General features: G+C 72.1%; 21 protein-coding genes. 12 read left to right on the top strand and 9 right to left on the bottom strand.

Translation table 11 applies throughout. From position 1 onward, the window contains the following. Nucleotides 1-65 precede the first annotated feature (65 nt). From ACFHWT_RS09290 to ACFHWT_RS09300, 3 genes are read left to right on the top strand one after another with little or no spacing between them, the layout of a single operon-like run. Nucleotides 66-962: an ABC transporter permease gene (locus ACFHWT_RS09290; protein WP_416594193.1), complete on the top strand. Its 897-nt coding sequence runs from the start codon at nt 66-68 to the stop codon at nt 960-962. After that, nucleotides 959-2005, top strand: a complete 1047-nt coding sequence (locus ACFHWT_RS09295; RefSeq protein WP_416594194.1) for an ABC transporter ATP-binding protein — start codon at nt 959-961, stop codon at nt 2003-2005. Before ACFHWT_RS09290 ends, ACFHWT_RS09295 begins: the two co-directional genes overlap by 4 nt. Beyond that, nucleotides 1998-3041: an ABC transporter ATP-binding protein gene (locus tag ACFHWT_RS09300; protein WP_416594195.1), complete on the top strand. Its 1044-nt coding sequence runs from the start codon at nt 1998-2000 to the stop codon at nt 3039-3041. The genes ACFHWT_RS09295 and ACFHWT_RS09300 overlap by 8 nt, the downstream gene beginning before the upstream one ends. Nucleotides 3042-3056: 15 nt before the next feature. On the opposite strand, the gene ACFHWT_RS09305 is transcribed toward ACFHWT_RS09300, so the two are convergent. From ACFHWT_RS09305 to ACFHWT_RS09330, 6 genes are all read right to left on the bottom strand, one after another. After that, a complete protein-coding gene (locus tag ACFHWT_RS09305; RefSeq protein ID WP_416594196.1) occupies nt 3057-3686 on the bottom strand; it encodes an MBL fold metallo-hydrolase in 630 nt (209 codons plus the stop codon). After that, nucleotides 3686-4771, bottom strand: coding sequence for an S-(hydroxymethyl)mycothiol dehydrogenase (locus ACFHWT_RS09310; protein ID WP_416594197.1), 1086 nt, complete (start codon nt 4769-4771; stop codon nt 3686-3688). Before ACFHWT_RS09310 ends, ACFHWT_RS09305 begins: the two co-directional genes overlap by 1 nt. A 105-nt stretch (nt 4772-4876) precedes the next feature. Next, nucleotides 4877-5659, bottom strand: coding sequence for a 2-oxo acid dehydrogenase subunit E2 (locus ACFHWT_RS09315; protein WP_416594198.1), 783 nt, complete (start codon nt 5657-5659; stop codon nt 4877-4879). Then, a complete protein-coding gene (locus ACFHWT_RS09320) occupies nt 5656-5898 on the bottom strand; it encodes a biotin/lipoyl-containing protein (RefSeq protein WP_416594199.1) in 243 nt (80 codons plus the stop codon). Before ACFHWT_RS09320 ends, ACFHWT_RS09315 begins: the two co-directional genes overlap by 4 nt. 2 nt (nt 5899-5900) lie before the next feature. Continuing rightward, nucleotides 5901-6923 carry an alpha-ketoacid dehydrogenase subunit beta gene (locus ACFHWT_RS09325; protein WP_416594200.1) on the bottom strand — a complete coding sequence of 341 codons (1023 nt, stop codon included), beginning with the start codon at nt 6921-6923 and terminating at the stop codon, nt 5901-5903. After that, nucleotides 6920-8077 (bottom strand): thiamine pyrophosphate-dependent dehydrogenase E1 component subunit alpha, encoded by a 1158-nt coding sequence (locus ACFHWT_RS09330; protein ID WP_416594201.1) that lies wholly within the window; start codon nt 8075-8077, stop codon nt 6920-6922. The genes ACFHWT_RS09325 and ACFHWT_RS09330 overlap by 4 nt, the downstream gene beginning before the upstream one ends. 188 nt (nt 8078-8265) lie before the next feature. Here ACFHWT_RS09330 and ACFHWT_RS09335 point away from each other — a divergent pair, with 188 nt between their 5' ends. The 8 genes from ACFHWT_RS09335 to ACFHWT_RS09370 all read left to right on the top strand — a co-directional run bounded on the left by ACFHWT_RS09335 (nt 8266) and on the right by ACFHWT_RS09370 (nt 15815). Beyond that, the gene (locus tag ACFHWT_RS09335) at nt 8266-8814 is read left to right on the top strand and encodes a flavin reductase family protein (protein WP_278169209.1); all 549 of its coding nucleotides are present in this window, start codon (nt 8266-8268) and stop codon (nt 8812-8814) included. Nucleotides 8815-8820: 6 nt separating this feature from the next. Further along, a complete protein-coding gene (locus tag ACFHWT_RS09340) occupies nt 8821-9900 on the top strand; it encodes an LLM class flavin-dependent oxidoreductase (protein WP_416594202.1) in 1080 nt (359 codons plus the stop codon). Beyond that, nucleotides 9897-10778 carry an SMP-30/gluconolactonase/LRE family protein gene (locus tag ACFHWT_RS09345; protein ID WP_416594203.1) on the top strand — a complete coding sequence of 294 codons (882 nt, stop codon included), beginning with the start codon at nt 9897-9899 and terminating at the stop codon, nt 10776-10778. The genes ACFHWT_RS09340 and ACFHWT_RS09345 overlap by 4 nt, the downstream gene beginning before the upstream one ends. Then, the gene (locus ACFHWT_RS09350; protein WP_416594204.1) at nt 10775-11860 is read left to right on the top strand and encodes an LLM class flavin-dependent oxidoreductase; all 1086 of its coding nucleotides are present in this window, start codon (nt 10775-10777) and stop codon (nt 11858-11860) included. Before ACFHWT_RS09345 ends, ACFHWT_RS09350 begins: the two co-directional genes overlap by 4 nt. Before the next feature lie 19 nt (nt 11861-11879). Then, complete coding sequence (locus tag ACFHWT_RS09355; RefSeq protein ID WP_416594205.1) at nt 11880-13415, top strand: class I adenylate-forming enzyme family protein; 1536 nt, start codon at nt 11880-11882, stop codon at nt 13413-13415. An 84-nt stretch (nt 13416-13499) separates the two neighbouring features. Next, nucleotides 13500-14162: a TetR/AcrR family transcriptional regulator gene (locus tag ACFHWT_RS09360; RefSeq protein WP_416594206.1), complete on the top strand. Its 663-nt coding sequence runs from the start codon at nt 13500-13502 to the stop codon at nt 14160-14162. 10 nt (nt 14163-14172) lie between these two features. Beyond that, a complete protein-coding gene (locus ACFHWT_RS09365) occupies nt 14173-15018 on the top strand; it encodes an SDR family NAD(P)-dependent oxidoreductase (protein ID WP_416594207.1) in 846 nt (281 codons plus the stop codon). Beyond that, the gene (locus ACFHWT_RS09370; RefSeq protein WP_416594208.1) at nt 15015-15815 is read left to right on the top strand and encodes an SDR family NAD(P)-dependent oxidoreductase; all 801 of its coding nucleotides are present in this window, start codon (nt 15015-15017) and stop codon (nt 15813-15815) included. Before ACFHWT_RS09365 ends, ACFHWT_RS09370 begins: the two co-directional genes overlap by 4 nt. Nucleotides 15816-15880: 65 nt before the next feature. Here the strand turns inward: ACFHWT_RS09370 and ACFHWT_RS09375 are convergent, their stop codons facing one another. Further along, nucleotides 15881-17107, bottom strand: coding sequence for a CaiB/BaiF CoA transferase family protein (locus ACFHWT_RS09375; RefSeq protein WP_416594209.1), 1227 nt, complete (start codon nt 17105-17107; stop codon nt 15881-15883). A gap of 28 nt (nt 17108-17135) precedes the next feature. Here ACFHWT_RS09375 and ACFHWT_RS09380 point away from each other — a divergent pair, with 28 nt between their 5' ends. Continuing rightward, a complete protein-coding gene (locus tag ACFHWT_RS09380; RefSeq protein WP_416594210.1) occupies nt 17136-18056 on the top strand; it encodes a hydroxymethylglutaryl-CoA lyase in 921 nt (306 codons plus the stop codon). On the opposite strand, the gene ACFHWT_RS09385 is transcribed toward ACFHWT_RS09380, so the two are convergent. After that, nucleotides 18045-18686: an enoyl-CoA hydratase/isomerase family protein gene (locus ACFHWT_RS09385; RefSeq protein WP_416594211.1), complete on the bottom strand. Its 642-nt coding sequence runs from the start codon at nt 18684-18686 to the stop codon at nt 18045-18047. The two genes, ACFHWT_RS09380 and ACFHWT_RS09385, sit on opposite strands and share 12 nt — an antisense overlap. Nucleotides 18687-18730: 44 nt before the next feature. Next, complete coding sequence (locus ACFHWT_RS09390; protein ID WP_416594213.1) at nt 18731-19558, bottom strand: enoyl-CoA hydratase-related protein; 828 nt, start codon at nt 19556-19558, stop codon at nt 18731-18733. Nucleotides 19559-19563: the final 5 nt, after the last annotated feature.

Genomic DNA, 19563 nt, shown 5'->3' on the forward strand with positions numbered 1-19563 from the left:
GCCCCGACCGATCCGCCTCGCATCCTTCGAGTACCCGCACCGCACCAACAGCAAGGGAGGCGACCGTGACCGCCACCGCGACGCCGGCAGTGGACACCTCGTCGGCACCGCTGCAGAGCCGCCACCGCCGGCGGTTCCTGCGCCGGTTCGCCGGTCACCCGGGTGCGCTGCTGGCCGCCGGATACCTGCTCGTCGTGGCGCTGCTCGCCGTGTTCGGTGGCCGGCTGACACCACACGACCCACTGGCGCAGAATCTCGGTGCGGTGCTGCAGCCACCCACCGGCGGGCACCTGCTCGGCACCGACGATCTGGGCCGGGACCTGCTGAGCCGGCTCATCGTCGGGGCCCGGCCGTCGCTGCTGGCCGTCCTGCAGTCCCTCGCGGTCGGGGTCGGCTTCGGAATGCCGATCGGGCTGGCCGCGGTGCTGCTTCCTGCGTTGCCCGGCGGGCTGCTGATGCGGATCGTCGACGGGGTGATGGCCTTCCCGCCGTTGCTGCTGGCGATCGGCGTGATCGGCGTGCTCGGCCCCGGGCTCAGCCAGGCGATGATCGCCGTCGGTGTGGTGTTCGTGCCGCGGTTCGCCCGGCTGACCCGTACCAGTGTCCTGCAGGTCTACCACGAGACGTACATCGACGCCTCCCGGGTCATCGGCACCCCGCTGGGCCGGCTGGTCCGCTGGCACGTGCTGCCGAACATCACCGGCCCGGTCGTCGTGCAGGTGGCGGTGGCAAGCGGGTTCGCCATGCTCGCTGAGGCCGGTCTGAGCTTCCTCGGGCTCGGGGTCCAGCCACCGGACGCGAGCTGGGGCGCGCTGCTCGGCCGGGCGCTGCCGTACATCGACACCGCCTGGTGGCTGGCGGTCGCCCCCGGCGCGGTGATCACCCTGACCGTGCTGGCCACGAACGTGCTCGCCGACGGCGTCGGCGACTCCCTCGGCCGCGAATCCAGGAGCCGGCGTTGACCACACCCGCCAAGAGCACCACATTTGCCAAGAGCACCGACCGGCCGGCGTCGGCGACCGACGCCGTGCTGCAGGTCACCGACCTCACCGTCGCGGTGGGTAGCGCCGCCGTCGGCGGCTGGACCGACCTCGTTCACCAGGTGTCGTTTGAGGTAGCCGCAGGTGAGACGGTGGGGCTGGTCGGGGAGTCGGGCTGCGGCAAGAGCACCACCGCGCTGGCGTTGATGGGGCTGCTGCCGCCCCGGGACCTGCGGGTCTCCGGCGGCACGGTCCGGCTCGACGGGACCGACCTGTACCGGTTGTCCCGTCGGGGCTGGGAGGACGTCCGCGGCGACCAGATCTCCATGATCTTCCAGGAGCCGATGTCCAGCCTGCACCCGGCGTTCACCATCGGCGAGCAGATCGCCGAGTCGGTGCGCCGGCACCGGGGGCTGTCCCGCCGGGCGGCCGCCGACCGGGCGGTCGAGCTGCTCGACCTGGTCGGCGTGCCGGACGCCCGGTCCCGGGCTCGGGCGTACCCGCACGAGTTCTCCGGCGGGATGCTGCAGCGGGTCCTGATCGCCATCGCGCTGGCCTGCGAGCCGAAACTGCTGGTCGCCGACGAACCGACGACGGCCCTGGACGTCACCGTACAGGCGCAGATCCTGGACCTGCTGCACGAGATGCGCGACCGGTTCGGGCTGGCCGTCCTGCTGGTCACCCACGACCTCGGGGTGGTCGCCGAGGTGTGCGATCGGGTGGTGGTGATGTACGCCGGCCAGGTCGTCGAGGAATGCGACATCGACACCTTCCTCGCCGGTCCCCGCCATCCGTACAGTCGGGCGTTGCTGGCCGCCGCGCCGGACGCCGCCGTCGACGGCGAACTGACCTGGATTCCCGGTTCCCCACCCGGCCCGGACGAACTGCCGTCCGGCTGCCGGTTCCAGCCGCGCTGCCGGTACGCCCACGACGACTGTCGCAGCGGACCGATCGTGCTGCGCCGCACGGCCGACGGCCACGCGAGCCGTTGCCTGCTCGACCCGGAGGCGATGACCGATGAGTGACCTGCTGCGCCTTTCCGATCTGCACGTCACGTTCCCCGGTCGGTCGCTGTTCGGCCGCCGGGCCGCGCCGGTGCAGGCGGTACGCGGCGTGGACCTGACCGTCGCGTCGGGCGAGACGGTGGGGCTGGTCGGCGAGTCCGGCTGCGGCAAGTCCACCCTCGGCCGCACCGCCGTCCGGCTGATCCGCCCCACCCGGGGCCAGGTGCTGTTCGAGGGCCGCGACATCGGGGCGATGTCCAGCCGTCAGCTGCGCCCGCTGCGGCCCCGGTTCCAGATGGTCTTCCAGGACCCCTACTCGTCGCTCGACCCGTCGATGAGTGTGCTGGACAGCCTCGCCGAACCGCTGCGGGTGCATACCGGCGACGGGCGGGCCGAGCGGGCCGCCCGGGTGGCTGCGGCGCTGCGTCAGGTCGGGTTGGACGAGCGGCACCTGTACCGCTACCCGCACGAGTTCTCCGGCGGGCAGCGGCAGCGGCTCGCGCTGGCCCGGGCAATGATCCTCGACCCCCGGCTGATCGTCGCCGACGAGGCGACCAGCGCGCTGGACGTGTCCACCCAGAACCAGATCCTCATGCTGCTGCGGGCGTTGCAGCGGGAGCAGGGGGTGGCCCTGCTGTTCATCAGCCACAACCTGCTCGCTGTACGGCATGTCGCGGCCCGGGTGGCGGTCATGTACCTGGGTCGGGTGGTGGAGACCGGGCCGACCGCCCGGGTGTTCGCCGCCCCGGCCCACCCGTACACCCGGGCGTTGCTCGCCGCCGTGCCGGGCGCAGCCCGGCGCCGTCGACGCGGCGTGCGGGCTACGTCACCGGCCGGTGAGCTACCCAGCCCGGTCGCGCCGCCGACCGGCTGCCCGTTCCACACCCGCTGCCCGCTCGTGCTGGACCGCTGCCGGGTCGAGATGCCGGCGGCGGTGCCGGTGGACGACGGCGGTCACGTCTCGTGTCACCTGCAGACCGACGGCCCGACGCTCGGCGGCCGGCCGCTACCGGCGTCGCTGGCCGCCGGCGTCGGACCCGGGACGGCGTCCGGGTGAGGTGTACCGGGGCAATCAGTGGCCGCGGGCGATCCATTCGTCGAGGTGCGGCCGTTCGGTGCCGATCGTGGTGCTGTCGCCGTGTCCGGTGTGCACGACCGTGTCGTCCGGCAGGGTGAACAGCCGGTCGCGGATGGACGCGACGATCGTGCCGAAGTCGCTGTAGGAGCGGCCGGTGGCCCCGGGGCCACCGGCGAACAGCGTGTCGCCGGTGAACACCACGCCCAGCTCCGGGGCGGACAGGCAGCACGCACCGGGGCTGTGCCCAGGAGTGTGCAACACCCGCAGCGTGGTGCCGCCGACGGTGAGCTGCTGACCGTCGGCCAGTGTGGCGTCCGGGGGCCGCCGCGGGTGCACCTGGTCCCACAGCACCCGGTCGGCCGGGTGCAGCAGCACGGGTGCACCGGTCTCGTCGGCCAGCCGCGGCGCGACCCGTACGTGGTCGTCGTGGGCGTGGGTGGCGACGATCGCCCGGACGGTACGTGCGCCCACGACAGTACGGATCGCCTCGACGTCGTGCGGGGCGTCGATCACCACGCATTCGGTGTCGTCGCCGACCACCCAGACGTTGTTGTCGACGTCGAAGGTCTGCCCGTCCAGGGAGAACGTCCCGGACGTGACGGTGTGGTCGATCCGGGTCGGCATCAGAACACCACCACCGAGCGGAGCACGTCGCCGTGGTGCATCTTGCCGAACGCCTGCTCGACCTGGTCGAGCGGGATCTCCTCGGTGACGAAGGCGTCGAGGTCGAGCCGGCCCTGCCGGTACAGTTCGGTCAGCATCGGGAAGTCGCGCGACGGCAGGCAGTCGCCGTACCAGCTGGATTTGAGCGCGCCGCCGCGACCGAACACGTCCAGCAGTGGCAGTTCGACGCGCATCTGCGGGGTGGGCACGCCGACCAGGACGACGGTGCCGGCCAGGTCCCGGGCGTAGAACGCCTGTTTCCAGGTCTCCGGGCGGCCGACCGCGTCGATGACGACGTCCGCGCCGAAGCCGCCGGTGAGTTCCTGGATCCGTTCCACCACGTCGGTCTGCCGGGCGTCGACCGTGTGGGTGGCGCCGAAGCCGCGCGCCCAGTCGAGTTTGCGGGGGTCGGTGTCGACGGCGATGATGGTGGTCGCACCGGCCAGGGCGGCTCCGGCGATCGCGCCGTCGCCGACGCCGCCGCAGCCGATCACCGCGACGGAGTCGCCGCGGCCGACGCCGCCGGTGTTGATCGCGGCGCCCAGGCCGGCCATCACTCCGCAGCCGAGCAGGCCGACGGCGGCCGGCCGGGCCGCCGGGTCCACCTTGGTGCACTGGCCGGCATGCACCAGGGTCTTCTCGGCGAAGGCACCGATGCCCAGCGCGGGGGAGAGCACGGTGCCGTCGGTCAGGGTCATCTTCCGGGTGGCGTTGTGGGTGGCGAAGCAGTACCAGGGTCGGCCTCGGACGCAGGCCCGGCAGGTGCCGCAGACGGCCCGCCAGTTCAGCACCACGAAATCGCCGGGGGCGACGTCGGTCACCCCGGCACCGACCTGTTCGACGATGCCGGCCGCTTCGTGGCCGAGCAGGAACGGGTAGTCGTCGCTGATGCCGCCGTCGCGGTAGTGCAGGTCGGTGTGGCAGACACCGCAGGCCTGCACCCGCACCACCGCCTCGCCCGGGCCGGGGTCCGGTACGACGATCGTGGCGACCTCGACCGGCGTACCGGTGCTCCGGGAGATCACACCCCGGACGTGTTGGCTCATCGGAACCCTCCTGAAACGTCCTCGTCACACAGGTCCGGTCCGAACCTACCGTCGGGCAGGCCGGTGCGGAACCGTCCCGCCCGGCGTATCCCCTGGTGGTGACGACTACCGCTGGTCGGCGGCCGATTCGATCAGGTGCCGGATCCGGCCGAGGAAGGCAGCGCAGTACGCGCCGTCGAAGACCCGGTGGTCGAACGAGGCGGTCAGCACGGCGACTCGGCCGACGTCCAGTCGGGGCCGGCCGCCGTCGCGGACGACCACCGGCCGGTCGGCGACGCTGTCGAAGGAGAGGATGGCGGCCTGCGGCTGGTTGATCACCGGGACGGTGAACAGGGTGCCGGACCGGCCCAGGCTGGAGAGGGTGAAGGTGCCGCCGGTCACGTCGGTGACGCCGAGCCGGCGCTGGTGGGTGCGGGCGGTGACGTCGGTGATCCGGTCGTGCAGGGTGGTCAGGTCGAGTTCGTTGGCGCGGTGTACGACCGGCACGACCAGGCCTTCGTGCCGCAGGTCGACCGCGATGCCGAGGTTGACCTGCTCGAAGACCCGGATCCCGGCCTCTTCCCAGCTGGCGTTCACCATCGGGAACTCGGTCAACGCCTGCGCGGTGGCCCGGGCCAGGTAGGCGAGCATCCCGGGTGGTCGACTGCCCCGGGTGGCCCGGTCCGCTTCGACGGCGTCGAAGCGGACCTCGACGGCCATCGCCGCGTGCGGGCTGGTCGCCAGGGACCTGACCATGTGGGCGGCGATCCGGCGGCGCAGCCCGTCGGGGCGGACCAGTTCGCCGGGCCCGCGGGGGTCGGCGGGCGCGGCGACCGTCGTCGCGGCACCGGCACCGTCTGCGGTGTTGGTTGCGCTCCCGGCTCCGGTCCGGCCGGGTGGGCTGGTCACGGCGTGTCGCCGACGATGACGCCGAGGACGGTACGGACCTCGACGACGTCGCCGGGCTGGGCGGTGATCCGCAGCGTGCCGCTGGCCGGTGCGGCGAGCACCTCGCGGGCCTTCTCCGCCTCCACCTCGACCAGGTCGGCGCCCTCCTCGACCCGGTCGCCGTCGGCAACGTACCACTGCATCACCTCGGCCTCGGACATGCCCATGCCGAACTGCGGCAGACGCACCTCGGTCTCCATGTTCACCTCTTTCCGAGCGTGCGGCGTACCGCCGCGACGATCTTGTCTGGGGACGGGTAGATCTGCTTTTCCAGGGCCGGGCTGAACGGCACGTGGATGTCGTCGGTGGTGACCCGCAGCACTGGTGCGCTCAGCACGTCGAACGCCTCCTCGACCAGGTGGGCGGCGATCTCGCTGGCGGCGCTGCAGGTGCGGTTGGCCGGGTCGACGACGACGGCGCGGCCGGTTCTGGCCACCGAGGCGACGATCGTCGACCAGTCCATCGGGACCAGGGTGCGCGGGTCGACGACCTCGACGGAGATGCCGTCGGCGGCGAGCTGGTCGGCGGCCTCCAGGGCGAGTTTCACCCCGCCGCCGATGCCGATCACGGTCACGTCGGTGCCGGCCCGGGGGACCGCGGCGACGCCGAACGGGACCAGGTGTTCGTCGGCGGCTGGTGCCGGCCCCCGGCCGCGGCGGCCCCACAGGTTGGCGTCCTCGAAGCACAGCACCGGGTTGTCGTCGCGGATCGCTGTCTTGAGCAGGCCTTTGAGGTCCGGACCGTTGCTCGGCACGATGATCTTCAGACCGGGGACGCTCATGAACATCGGGTACGGGCGGTCGGCGTGGTGTGCGGCGGTGCCGCCGTGGTAGTACAGTGCCTGCCGGTACACCACCGGGAGCCGGGCCTGCCCGCCGAACATGTAGCGGCTCTTGGCCGCCTGGCTGATGAACTGGTCCATCGCGCCGAACATGAAGCTGGCCACGGTCAGGTCGACGATCGGCCGTAGGCCGGCCATCGCGGCGCCAGCGGCCATCCCGACGCTGGCCGCCTCGGACAGCGGCAGGTCGCGTACCCGGGCCGGGCCGAACTCGGCGAGGAAGCCAGCGGCCGCACCGAAGACGTTGGCCCGCAGGTCCTGGCCCATCAGGATGATCCGTTCGTCGCGGGCCATCTCCTCCTGCTGGGCCTGCTGGATGGCCTGCAGGAAGCCCAGTTCGGGGCTGCGGCGTCGGGTCGGCGCCGACGTGGTGTCCGTGCTCACGCGCCCGCTCCTTCCGGCTCGTGGTACAGGTCCCGGTACGCCTCGGCCGGCTCAGGGTAGGGGCTGCGCCGGGCGAACTCGACCGCTTCGGCGATCTCGACGTCGATTTCGGCGCGTACCGCGTCGATCCGGGCCTGGTCGGTCCGTCCGTCGGCGAGCAGCCGGGCGGTGAACAGGCTGATCGGGTCGCGGTCGGCGCTCCACGTGCCGACCTCGGTATCGTCGCGGTACGCCTCGCGCAGCTTCAGCCCGTACGCGTGTTCGTGGAACCGGTAGGTCTTGGTCTCCACGATGCTGGGTCCGTCGCCGGCGCGGGCCCGGGCGACCGCGGCGGCGACCGCCCGGTAGGTGGCGGTGACGTCCTGGCCGTCGACCACCACCCCGGGGATGCCGTAGGCGAGCGCCCGGGTGGCGATGTCCGGCACCGAGGTGAGATCGTCGGCGCGCACGCTGACCGCGTACCCGTTGTTCTCGCAGAGGTAGACGACGGGCAGCCGCCAGACGGCGGCCAGGTTGAGCGACTCGTGGAAGACGCCTTCGTTGGCGGCGCCGTCGCCGAAGAAGCACAGGCAGATCCGGCCGTCGCCGAGGACGTCGGCGGCGAGGCCGGCGCCGGTGGCGACCGGGATGGCGGAGCCGACGATGCCGGACTCGCCGAGGCTGCCGACGGAGAAGTCGGCCAGGTGCATGCTGCCGCCCTTGCCTTTGCAGACGCCGTCGGCGCGGCCCAGCAACTCGGCCATCAACCGGTCCAGCCGGGCGCCCTTGGCGATCGGGTGCCCGTGCGAGCGGTGGTTGCCGGTCATGTAGTCGTCGACGCCGGTGGCCAGGCAGGCACCGACGATCGCGGCTTCCTGGCCGATGCTCAAGTGCACCATGGCGGGAAGTTCACCGGCGTGGAAGAGGTCGATGGTGGCTTCCTCGAACCGCCGCACGCGCAGCATCCGGCGCAGCATCTCCACCGCCAGGTCGGCATCGATGTCGGCCAGGTCGCGATCGATCCCTACTGGGTCGGGGTCCACGTCGACCGGGCCGGGGACGATGCCCGCCGGGTCGGGTGCCCGCTGCGTTGCCAGCTCCATCTCGCTCTCCTCTGGGTTGCGTCGGCGGTCGCGGACCACGGCGTCGCCGCAGGTCGGGTACGGACCGACCATCGCGTAAACACTAGTGTTAACACAGTCTGCCGCCGTTCGGAACGCCCCGCCGGGGTCGAATTGGATTGTCAGCACCGCTGTTGACGCATGGTCGGTGCGATGTTAGCCTTCCGTCAACATCAGCGGTGACGTGCATGTCATCGAGTCCGCCCGACCGGGAACCCCCGAGGATGTTGGAGGCGAGGTAGATGGTGGTCGACACCCCGATCCGCCCGGCCCGGATCAATCCCTTCACCGCCGAGCGTTTCCGGCACGTGATGGGTCACGTGCCCACCGGCGTGACGGTGGTCACCGCGATGACCCGGCAGGGGCCGGTCGGCCTGACCGTCGGCTCGTTCGTCTCCGCGTCGCTCGACCCGCCCCTGGTGGGCTTCCTGCCGGCCCGCACCTCGAGTACCTGGCCGCTGATGGTCCCGGTCGGGACGTTCTGCGTCAACGTGCTCGGTGAGGAGCATGAGCAGTTGTGCCGCGGCTTCGCCCGATCCGGTGGTCGCAAGTTCGACGGTGTCGACTGGCGTCCCGCAGCCGAGACCGGATCCCCGGTGATCGACGGCGCGCTCGCCTGGTTCGACTGCGTCTTCGAGCGCTGCCACCCGGCCGGCGACCACCTGTTCGTACTGGGCCGGGTGCGCAACCTCGACGTCCGCGCCCAGGGCCGACCGCTGGTCTTCTGCCACGGCCGGTACCAGCAGCTCGCGGCACCCGACGCCGCCCCCGATCCGTCCACAGGAGGCTGAACCCCGATGCGTGTAGGGATGACCTGCATCTTCGAAGGTCACGAGAACGCGACCGACGAGGAGATCTACCACAACGAGCTGCGGCTCGCCGACCTCGCCGAGCCGCTCGGGTTCGACGCCATCTGGGGCGTGGAGCACCACTTCACGTCGTACACCATGTGCCCCGACGTCCTGCAGTTCCTCACCTACCTGGCCGGGCGCACCGAACGGGTCCAGCTCGGTTCCGGCGCGGTGATCCTGCCCTGGCACGACCCGGTGCGGGTGGCCGAACAGGTCGCCGTGCTCGACATCATCTCCAACGGCCGGTTCGTCTTCGGCATGGGCCGTGGCCTGGGCCGCATCGAGTTCGACGGCATGCGGGTGCCGATGGGCGAGTCGCGGGAACGCTTCGTCGAGGCCGCGCAGATCATCATGCAGGCCCTCGAGACCGGCGTGCTGGAGTACGAGGGCAAGTACTACACCATTCCCCGGCGTGAGCTGCGGCCCCGCCCGACGCGCAGCTTCCGGGACCGGCTCTACGCCGCCGCCGTCTCCCCGGAGTCGGTGCGCATCATGGCCGATGTCGGCGCCGGCATCCTGATCAACCCGCAGAAGGACTGGATGGAGGTGGCCGACGACCTGGACGCCTACCGGGCCACCTTCAAGGAACTCAAGGGCGTCGACGCACCGGCCCCGCTGGTCACCGGCTGGGTCTGCTGCGACGAGGACCCGGTCAAGGCCCGCGACATGGCCCAGGAGTACATCGGCGGCTACTACGAGTACGTGCTCAACCACTACGAACTCGGCGGCCGGCACTTCGACACCACGATGGGCTACGAGTACTACCAGAAACTGGCCCGGTCCATCCAGAAACACGGCTCCGACCGGGTCGTCGACAACTTCATCGAACTGCAGATCTGGGGCACCCCGGAGCAGTGCTACGAGCGGATCGTCGACATCCGGTCCAAGGTCGGCAACGACGGGTTCAACGGGGTCTTCTCGTTCGCCGGCATGTCGCCGCAGACCGCCGAGCACAATCTGCGGCTGTTCGCCGCCGAGGTGATGCCCCGGCTCAAGGCGCTCGACCCGGTGCAGGTGACGTCGTGACCGCCGGGACACCCCGGGTGGTCACCGACGGCCTCGACTTCCCGGAGGGCCCCAGCCACCTCGGCGACGGCGCGGTCGCCGTGGTCGAGATGCAGGGCCAGCGGCTGACCCGGGTCGCCGCCGACGGGAGCCGGTCCACCCTCGGTGACCTCGGCGGCGGCCCCAACGGCAGCGCGCGGGGTGCCAGCGGCGCGGTGTACGTGGCAAACAACGGCGGCCTGTCCGCCACCCGGACCGGCGGATACTGGCACGCGCCCGAACCGTTCGACGGCCGGGTGCAGAAGGTCGCCGCCGACGGCACCGTCAGCACCGTCGCCGCCGACCTGCCCGGTCCGGCTCCGCACCGGCCCAACGACCTGTGCTTCGGCCCCGACGGCCGGCTGTACGTCACCGACTCGCACAACTGGGAGAACCTGCGCGACCTCAAGCCGGGCCGGATCGTCGCGGTGTCCGCCGACGGCGCGGTACAGCAGGTCGCCGAGGTCCCCGCGATGCCCAACGGCATCGGGTTCGGCCCGGACGGACGGCTGTACCTGGCCCAGTCGCTGACCCGCCGGATCCTGGTGTTCGACCATTCGCCCGGCACCGGGCTCGGCGACCCGCAGGTCTTCGCCAAGCTGCCCACCGGCTCCCCGGACGGGTTCTGCTTCGACACCGACGGCAACCTGTACGTGTGCGGCAGCGTCGGGCACGTCGTCGTGGTCATCGGAGCGGACGGCACGGTCCGCGACACCATCGACACCCCACCCGGCGCCCAGCCCACCAACTGCTGCATCGGCGACGGTCAGCTGTACGTCACCTTCTCGATGACCGGCGAACTGGTCGCGTACGACCTGGGCGTGGCGGCGTACCCGTTGTACGAGGGAGACATCGGATGAAGTTCGCCCTGATGTACGAGATCGCGGTGCCCCGCCCGTGGGACGACCGCAGCGCCTACGTGGCGTTCCAGAACGTCCTCGACCAGATCGTGCTCGCCGACCAGCTCGGCTTCCACAGCGTCTGGACCGTCGAACACCACTTCCTCGACGAGTACTCGTTCTCGTCGGCGCCGGGCGTGCTCTACGGCGCGATCGCCGCGAAGACGAAGAACATCCGGATCGGGCACGGCGTCCGGCTGCTGCCGTTCCCGTACAACCATCCGGTGCGCGCCGCCGAGGCTGCCGCCACCGTCGACGTGCTCTCCGGCGGCCGCCTGGAGTTCGGCACCGGCCGCTCCGGCACCCGGACCGAGCTGGAAGGGTTCGGCATCGACCCGACCGACACCCGGCCGATGTGGGAGGAGGCGCTGGAGGTCATCATGGGCTGCTGGACCCAGGAGGAGTTCTCCTGGGACGGCGAGCATTTCAAGCTGCCGCCGCGCGGGGTGGTGCCCAAGCCGATGCAGCGCCCGCACCCGCCGCTGTGGGGTGCCTCGTCCAGCGCCGACAGCCACGAGCTGATCGGGGAGAAAGGGCTCGGCCTGCTGTCGTTCTCGGTGGCCGCCGCACCGGAGACCCTGGTCAAACGGTTCAACCGGTACCGGGACGGAATCCGGCGCGCCAAACCGGTCGGGGCGTACGTCAACGAGCAGATCGCCACCTTCACCCAGGTGCACTGCGCCCAGACCACCGAGGAGGCGTACGCCGCGGCGCGGGACTGCTTCGGCTGGTACGTGCAGACGTCGCTGAAGTCCGTCGCCGAGCTCGGCGACTGGAAGGACGGCGCGCAGCTGGGCAGCTACGAGTACGCCAAGAAGCTGCTCGGCGGGATCGACCTGGACTCGCTGACCTTCGATTACCTGCTCGACAACGACGCGGTGATCGTCGGCAACCCCGATCAGTGCGTCGAAATGGCCAAACGGTACGAGGCGGTGGGGACCGATCTGCTGCTCTGCCTCGTCCAGCCGTACAACATCCCGCACGAGAAGGTCATGAAGTCGATCGAGCTGCTGGGCAAGCACGTGCTGCCCGAGTTCTCCTAGGTAACCGAGGGGGTGGCTGATGTCCACGCAGCGCACCAGCCGGGCGGCGGACTGGGTCCGGCTGCACGCCCGGAACACGCCGGGTCGGGCCTGCTTCGTCACCGACACCGACTCGTACTCGTTCGGTCAGGTCAACAGCCGGGTCAACCGGGTCGCCAACGAGTTGCGCCGGATGGGCGTGGGTAAGGGCGACCGGGTGGCGCTGTTCGCCACCGACTCGCACTGCTACATGGAGACCCTGCTGGCCTGTATGAAGCTCGGCGCGGTCTACGTGCCGCTGAACTTCCGGCTGGCCCAGCCGGAACTGCAGATGCTGCTGCGTACCGCCGAGGCGAAGATGCTGTTCTTCAGCGAGCGGTACGCCGCCATGATCGAGTCGGTCGACGTGCCGACGCTGCGCTACACCGTGTCGTACGAGAAGACCGCGGTGGCCGACCGGGGGTACGAGGAGCTGGTGGCCGCCGGTGACGACGTCGAGATCGACACCCCGTTCGGCGACGACGAGATCATGTGCCTTGCCTTCACCAGCGGCACCACCGCCCTGCCCAAGGGCGTGATGCACCACCAGCGGATGACCAAGCACCTGGTGTTCCAGTGCATCCTCGAGCGGCGGCTGCCGGCGGACTCGTTCCACTACTCGCCGGCGCCGCTGTACCACGTGGCCGGGATGGGCTACGTGCTGGCCGGGGTGGCCCGCGGTTTCCCGTCGCTGATCCTGCCGGCGTTCGATCCGGTCACCGTGCTCAAGTGGCTGCGCCGCGATGTGCTCAACGGCGTCTTCCTGGTCCCGACGATGATCGACATGCTGCTGCAGCAGCCGGACGTGCGCGACGCCAGCTACGACCGGCTGCTGTCCATCGCGTACGGGGCGGCGCCGATGTCGCCGACCCTGCTGCGCCGGGCGATGGACACGTTCCGGTGCGACTTCATGAACATGTTCGGCGCCGGCACCGAGGCCGGTCTGCAGACGGTGCTGACCCCGCAGGACCACCACCGCGCGTTGGCCGGCAACGAGCATCTGCTCGGCTCGATCGGCAAACCGGGCATGGGCGTCGACCTGCGGCTGTGCGACGACGACCTGAACGAGGTCCCGGACGGTGAGGTCGGTGAGATCGTCACCCGGTCCGACGCGGTGATGACCGGCTACCTCGGCATGCCGGAGGAGACCGACCGGGTGCTGGTCGACGGCTGGTTCCGCGGCGGTGACATGGCCTGGCGCGACGACGAGGGCTACCTCTACCTGTCCGGCCGCAAGAAGGACATGATCATCAGAGGTGGGGAGAACATCTACCCGATCGAGATCGAACAGGTGCTGTCGGAGCTGCCGACGGTGCAGGAGGTCTCGGTGGTCGGGGTGCCGGACGATCGGTGGGGCGAGATCGTCCGGGCGCACCTGGTGCTCAACCCCGGTGGCACCTTCGACGAGGACGCCGTCCGGGAGTACTGCCGGACCCGGCTCGCCGGGTACAAGATCCCGGCGGTGTTCCGGGTCGAGGAGGCGCTGCCCCGCAACGCCAGCGGCAAGGTCCTCAAGCGGACGCTGCGTACCCGATGACTGCCGTCCGACGCGCTGCGCTATCATCAACGCGACTGTTCATAGATCGACTCTGGTCGGTCGTGCTGGAGGAGTGTGGCGCCCGTGGCGACCCGGGAACGCAACCGGACGGCAGCCAGCGACATCGCCCGTCGCCGGATGGAGCGCAGGCTGGCCAGCGGCCGCAAGTCCGACGCCCGCTGGCAGGAGGTCCTGGACGGGGCGGCTCGGGTGTTCCAGCGGCTCGGCTACGCCCAGACCACCCTGGAGGACGTGGCCACCGAGGTCGGCATCAACCGGGCCACGCTCTACTACTACGTCGGCACGAAGGAAGAGCTGCTCGTCTCGCTGCTGCATCAGCCGATCGAGCAGATGCGCGTGGAGCTGGAGCAGATCGTCGCCGAGCCGACACCCCCGCCGGAGAAGCTCGCCCGCGGGCTGCGCGCCTACGTGCACGCGATGCAGCGCCGGCCGGAGCTGTTCATCTTCGTCGGCGAGAACATCCACAAGGTGATGACCGGCGACGAGGTGACCGACATCCAGCGCAACGCCGACCTGTGGGGCCGGCTGCTGACGAAGGTGATCACCGACGGCGCGGCCAGCGGCGAGTTCCGCTCCGACGTCGACCCGAACGTGGCGGTGCTCGGCATCGTCGGGATGTTCAACTGGACCTACCGCTGGTTCGACCCGGAGGGGCCGCGCAGCCTGGCCGACTTCGGCGAGATCTTCATCGAGCTGGCCCTGTCCAGCCTGGCACCGAAGTCCTGACCGTCGGCCGGTGCGGCAGCGCGGCGTCCGGCAGCAGACCGCCCCGGGCGATCCGGGCCGGCCGATGAGCCGGGCCGGCCCGGCACCCGCCACCGGCGGTGGCCGTCCGACCGGTCCCGACCTGACCGACCGGGTGGCGCTGGTCACCGGCGGTGGGTCCGGAATCGGCGCGGCGACCGCGTACCGGCTGGCGGCGGCCGGCGCGCGGGTGCTGGTCGCCGACCGTGACCTACCGGCCGCCGAGGCCGTCGCGGCGCGGATCGGCCCGGCCGCCGTGGCGCACCGGGTCGACGTCGGTGACGCCGACTCCGTCGCCGCGATGGTCGCCGCCGTGGTCCGGTGGTTCGGCCGGCTGGACATCGCGCACAACAACGCCGGGGTGACCGGCGTTTTCGCCGACACCGCCGACTACCCGGCACCCGTCTGGGACCGGGTGCTGGCGGTGAACCTGACCGGCACCTTCCACTGCCTGCGCGGCGAGATCGCCCAGCTGCTCGCCCAGGGTGGCGGCGGGTCGATCGTCAACACCGCGTCCGGGGCCGCGTTGCGCGGGGTGCCGGCGTCGGCCGCGTACGTGGCCAGCAAACACGGCATCGCCGGTCTCACCCGGACCGCGGCGATCGAGTACGCCGCCGCCGGTATCCGGGTCAACGCGGTCTGTCCCGGCCTGGTCCGCACCCCGATCGTCCGGTTCGACACCACCGCGCTGGAGGCGGCCCACCCGATCGGGCGGGCCGCCGAGCCGCAGGAGATCGCCGAGGTGGTCTGCTGGCTCGCCTCGGACGCCGCCAGCTACGTCACCGGGGCGCTGCTGCCGGTCGACGGCGGCCTGGTCGCCGGGCTGGCCCGGCCGTGACGGCCGCCGATCCGCAGGTGCTGCGCCCCGGGCTGCTGACCGGCCGGACCGCGCTGGTCACCGGTGCCGGCACCGGGATCGGCCGGGCGGTCGCGTTGCGGCTGGCCGGCCTCGAGGCCCTGGTGGTCGGCGTCGGGCGGCGGCCGGAGCCGCTGGCCGACACGGCGGCGCTGGCCGCACCGGGCCGGTTCGTCGCTTGGCCGCTGGACGTGCGTCGCCCGGAGCAGGCCACCGACCTGATCGCCGAGGTGGGCCGCCGGTACGGCCTGGACATCCTGGTCAACAACGCGGGCGGACAGTTCGTCGCGCCGGCCACCGGGATCTCCACCCGGGGGTTCGCCGCGGTGACCGACCTGAACCTGACGGCGGTCACCCGGCTGACCGAGTCGGCGCGTCCGTGGCTCGCCGCGCGCGGCCACGGCCGGGTGGTGAACGTCTCGCTGTCCGCGCCGGAGGCCGGCATCCCGGGCCTGGCCCATTCGGCCGCCGCCCGCGCCGGGGTGCTGGGCCTGACCCGGTCGCTGGCGCAGCGCTGGTCCGCCGACGGGATCCGGCTCAACTGTCTGGCGCCGGGCACCGTGCTGACCGACGGCGTACGCCACGAACTCACCGGCACCGCGTTGGCGGAGGTGCTGCGTCGTACCCCGCTGGGCCGGGCCACCACCCCGGACGAGGTGGCCGAGCTGGTCGGCTTCCTGGCCGGACCGGCGGGGGAGTGGATCACCGGCCAGCTGATCGCCCTGGACGGCGGCGCCACGCTCGTCGGTGCCGCCGGTGCGCTGCTGCACCACGACTGACGTGTCGCGCAGCGCGGTCGGGGCCGCCGACGCCGCTGGACTGACGCCGACCGGCGGTGCTGCCGTCAGATGACGCCGACGCTCCGCAGCCGCGCGTACCGCTCGTCGGCCATCCCGAGCAGACCCTGGTAGATCTCGTCGTTGTGGGCGCCGAGCGCCGGGCCGGTGTGCCGGACCCCGCCGGGGGTGCGGTCCAGCCGGGGGAACACGTTCTGCATCGGCACCGCGCCCAGCGCCGGGTCGTCGACCGAGACGATGGTCCGGCGGGCCTGGAAGTGCGGGTCGGTGAGCATCTCCGGCGCCCGGTAGATCTTGCCGACCGGTACCGAATGGGCGATCAGCGTCTCGGTGAGGGCGTCCACGCTGAGGGTCCGGGTCCAGCCGGCGATCTGGGCGTCCAGCTCGGCCTGGTGCCGGCCACGGGCGGTGTGGCTGGCGTACCGCTCGTCGGTGCCGAGCTGCGGGCGGCCCATCGCGGCGGCCAGCCGCCGGAAGACGGTGTCCTGGTTCGCGGCGATCAGCACCATCGCGCCGTCGCTGGTGGGGTAGACGTTCGACGGTGCCACGTTGGGCAGGATCGGTCCGCTGCGTTCGCGGACGAAGCCGACCAGACCGTACTCGGGCACCAGGGACTCCATCAGCGCGAGGACCGCCTCGTAGATCGCGGCGTCGACGACCTGACCGGTGCCGGTGCGGTCCCGGGCCCGCAGCGCGAGCAGGGTGCCGAGGGTGGCGAACGTCGCGGCGAGGGAGTCACCGAGGCTGATGCCGACCCGGCTGGGCGGGGTGGACGGGTCGCCGACGACGTACCGCAGCCCGCCCATCGCCTCGGCGATCGCGCCGTAGCCGGGCCGTTCGGCGTACGGTCCGTGCTGTCCGAACCCGGAGACCCGGACCATCACCAGCCCCGGGTTGATCGTGGTGAGCTGGTCGAAGCCGAGTCCCCACTTCTCCACCGTGCCGGGCCGGAAGTTCTCCAGCAGCACGTCCGCGTCGGCCAGCAGGTCGCGGGCGATCTGCTGGCCGTCCCCGGTGCGCAGGTCGAGGGTGATCGACTTCTTGTTGCGGGCGATGATCGGCCACCACAGCGACCGTCCGTCGGACTTCTCCCGTCCCCATTCGCGCATCGGGTCGCCGACGCCCGGCGGCTCGATCTTGATCACCTCGGCGCCGTGGTCGGCGAGAAGCTGCCCGCAGAACGGGCCGGCGATCAGGGAGCCCATCTCGATGACCCGCACTCCGGCCAGTGGCGGTGCGGTGTCCTGGGTGCCGTCCGGCGGCGCGTGCGTCATGCCTGATGTTATACAGTCCACGTAAACGTTGACGCAACTGCAGGGAGTGGTCATGGTCGAGATCGTCGAGGTGGCGCCCCGGGACGGGCTGCAGAACGAGGCCACCCTGCTGCCGACCGGTGACAAGCTCGAACTGGTCCGCCGGGCGGTACGCCACGGCGCGCGGCGCATCGAGGTCACCGCCTTCGTCCGGCCGGACCGGGTACCGCAGCTGGCCGACGCCGAGCAGGTGGCCGCCGGCCTGCCGGACCCCGCCGGTGGGGTGCGCTACACCGCTCTGGTGCTCAACGAACGCGGTTACCTGCGGGCCCGCGACGCCGGCTTCCGCGAGATCAACATGGTGGTGCTCGCCACCGAGACGTTCAGCGAACGCAACCAGACAATGCCGGTGGCGGCGGCGCTGCGGGCGATGGCGGCCGTCCGCCGCCGGGCCGCCGCCGACGGGGTACGGGCCGCGGTGACGGTCGGGGCGGCGTTCGGCTGCCCGTTCGAGGGTGAGGTCCCGGTCGCACGACTCGCGAGCGTGCTGCGCGCGGTGCTCGCCGAATCGCCCGACGAGCTGGTGCTGGCCGACACGATCGGGGTGGCGGTGCCGACCGACGTGGGGGAGCGCTTCGGCCTGGCCGCCGACCTCGCCCCGGGACTGCCGCTGCGGGCGCACTTCCACGACACCCGCGGCACCGGGGTGGCCAACGCGGTGGCGGCGGTCCGCTCCGGCGTCACCGCCCTGGACGCCAGCCTGGCCGGGATCGGCGGCTGTCCGTTCGCGCCGGCCGCCACCGGCAACGTGGCCACCGAGGACCTCGCCTACACGTTGAGCCGGATGGGCGTCGACGTGGGACTGGACCTGCCGACGGTGCTGGACGACGCCCGCTGGCTGGCCGCCACGTTGGGCGTCACCGCCCCGGGCCGGCTCAGCCGGGCGGGTCTGTTCCCGTCACCGACCTGACCTGGTGTCCTCCGCCGGGGCCGGGGTGAGCAGCGGCAGTAGATCGCGGGCGTAGCCGGCGGCGTCGGCGGCGGGCAGCCGCTGCGCCGCGTCCAGGGCCCGCAGCGCGAGTCCGGCACCCGGGGAGTCGGCCCAGGACCGGGCCAGCTCACCGGCCCGGTCGGCGCACTGCGGGTCGACCCCGGCGATCAGACCCCAGTCCAGTGCGGTGGTGGCGCTGAGGAACCGGCCGGTGAGCACCAGGTGCCGGGCCCGTCCCGGCCCGACCCGCCGGGCCAGCAGGCCGGCCAGGTCACTGGCGAGCAGCGCCCCGCTGTCCGGGTCGCCGGCGGTGAACGTGCTGGTCGGGGCGGACAGCACGACGTCGAAGTGCAACAGCGCGGCCAGCCCGGCCCCGCCGACCGGGCCGGTCACCGCCAGGACGGTCGGTGCCGCCGCCCGGTGCAGCGCGGCGCGCAGCCGGTCCGCGGCACCGCCGGCGGCGACCTGGTCGCCCCGCGGGTCCAGCGCCTCACCGGCGACCTCCACCAGGACGGCGACCAGCCCGGTCTGCCGCGCCGCGTCGCGTACGGCCGTGGTCAGGTCGGCCAGGTCGGCGCCGGCGCCGAGCGCGACGGTGGCGATGTTCATTTCGGTCCCTTCGTCACGGATGCTCCGGCACCCACGGATGGTTCTCACCGGCCCTGAAACCGGGGCGGACGTTTGTCCAGGAACGCGGTGATCCCCTCGGTGCGGTCCGCGGTGCCGAGCAGCCCGGCCAGCATCGCGCGTTCCAGGTCCAGCCCGGTGCTGAGCGGGGTCTCCTCGGCGGCCCGTACCGCTGCCCGGGCCTGGCGGGTGGCGATCGGGCCGAACCCGGCCAGTTCCCGGGCGACCTCGGCGGCGACCTGCACCACCCGCTCGCGTGGGGCGATCCGGTGGACCAGGCCGAGGTCTCGGGCCCGCCAGGCGTCCACGGTGCGACCGAGCAGGACGACCTCGGCGGCGACGAACCGGCCGGCGACCCGGGCCCAGCGTTGGGTGCCGCCCGCGCCGGGCATGATGCCGAGCCGGATCTCCGGCTGGCCGAACACCGCGTTGTCCGCGGCGACGAGGAGGTCGCAGGCGAGGGCCAGCTCGCAGCCGCCGCCGAGGACCGGTCCGGCGACGGCGGCGACCAGCGGCGTGCCGACCGACATGATCCGCCGCCACGCGGCGACCCGGGGTGAGTCCAGGTACCGGGCGGTGTCGAGGGCGAGCAGTTCGCGGACGTCGGCGCCGGAGGCGAAGGTGCGGCTGCCGCCGGTGAGCACGATCGCCCGGACCTGCGGGTCGGCGTCGGCCGCCGCCAGGGCGTCGACCAGGTCGTGCATCGTGTCGGTGGTGAGCGCGTTGCGCCGGTCCGGCCGGTTGAGCCGGACGACGGCGACGGCGCCCTCCCGTTCGGTGAGCACCGCCGGTGCCGGCGGCTGTTCGGCCACCGGCCCGGTCGGGTCTGCCGCTGTCCCTGTCGGGTCTGCCACTGTGC

Source organism: Micromonospora sp. LOL_021 (genome assembly GCF_048060215.1).
In the GTDB taxonomy this organism is placed as follows: Bacteria; Actinomycetota; Actinomycetes; order Mycobacteriales; family Micromonosporaceae; genus Micromonospora_E.